The sequence below is a fragment of the Ferroplasma sp. Type II genome, from assembly GCF_000496155.1.
The window spans coordinates 17338-18521 of sequence record NZ_KI542719.1 but is presented as its reverse complement, the minus strand read 5'-3'; the positions used below and the strand labels follow the sequence as shown (position 1 = coordinate 18521).

Annotated in this window: 2 protein-coding genes; both read left to right on the top strand. The window is 36.0% G+C overall.

Translation table 11 applies throughout. From position 1 onward, the window contains the following. The first annotated feature begins 88 nt into the window (after window positions 1–88). Window positions 89–373 carry a transposase gene (locus AMDU4_RS06750; protein WP_021787232.1) on the top strand — a complete coding sequence of 95 codons (285 nt, stop codon included), beginning with the start codon at window positions 89–91 and terminating at the stop codon, window positions 371–373. A gap of 14 nt (window positions 374–387) precedes the next feature. After that, window positions 388–1184, top strand: a 797-nt coding sequence (locus AMDU4_RS06745; RefSeq protein WP_290704459.1) for an IS3 family transposase, incomplete at its 3' end; no start/stop codon positions are given.

Here is a 1184-nt window from a genome sequence, read left to right as displayed (position 1 = left end):
TGATTCTGGTTTGGATAGTTAATGTTAAACAACTGGAAAGAGATATATAACAGATGATTTATATAAGTATTTAAAGGAGGGGATGTAAGTGTCAGGAAGGGTATATACAGCTGATGAGAAGTACAATATAATAATGGAATCATTCCAGAACCCTAATATCGCAATAGCATCAATATGCAGGGAACATGGAATAGCAGTATCAATGTTCTATAAATGGAAGGAACAGTTCCTTGAGGGTGGAAGAAAGGGGCTTGCAGGCAAGGACCCTGATAAAGCCCTGATGAAAGAGAATGAGGAATTAAAGGAGATAATAGGTGAGATCACCATAGCAAATGAAATATTAAAAAAAAATTACATAAAGAGGAAAAGGTGAGTACAGTGGATGAGATGAATGGAAATGGAATAAGCATTGGAGATGCATGCAAATATTCTGGCATAAACAGGATTACATACTATTACAGGAAGAATAATGATAAAAGTGAGGACAGAAGATACAGCACCAGAATAGGGAATGACATAATAAATAAAATAATAGAACTGTGCAGGGAAAGGGTAACATATGGATATAACAGGATATGGGCACTGTTGAGGAATTCAGGAATACTTATAGCAAGGAAAACAGTATATAAAATAATGAAGAACAACAACCTTTCCCTACCAGTGCATAGCCACAGGGACAGGAAAGAATTAAAGCTTATTGCAGCTGATAAGCCTGAAATGGTTATTGAAACGGATATAACATATATCCCCACAAAGAATGTAATGACATATCTGATGTGCATTAAGGACATATTCTCAAAGGAATGGTATGGCTATAACTATAATACTTCATGCACTGCAAAGGATGCTATCAATGCTGTAAATGATGCAATAATCAGGAAGTTCCAGGGCAATGTGCCGGAAGGGATTACATTAAGGACAGACAATGGACCACAGTATATTTCAAGGGAGTTCAATGATTACCTTAAGCTAATGAAGATAAGGCATGAATACATAGAAAGGGAAACACCCACAGAGAACGGAGATATTGAGTCCTTCCACAATTCAATTAAGACAGATTACATATGGGTAAGTGAAATAGACAACTTCAATGAAGGGAAAACAGTAATAGAGAATGCATTCTATGACTATAACAATATAAGGCCACATTCCACACTTGATTATTATTCACCAAAACAGTTCCC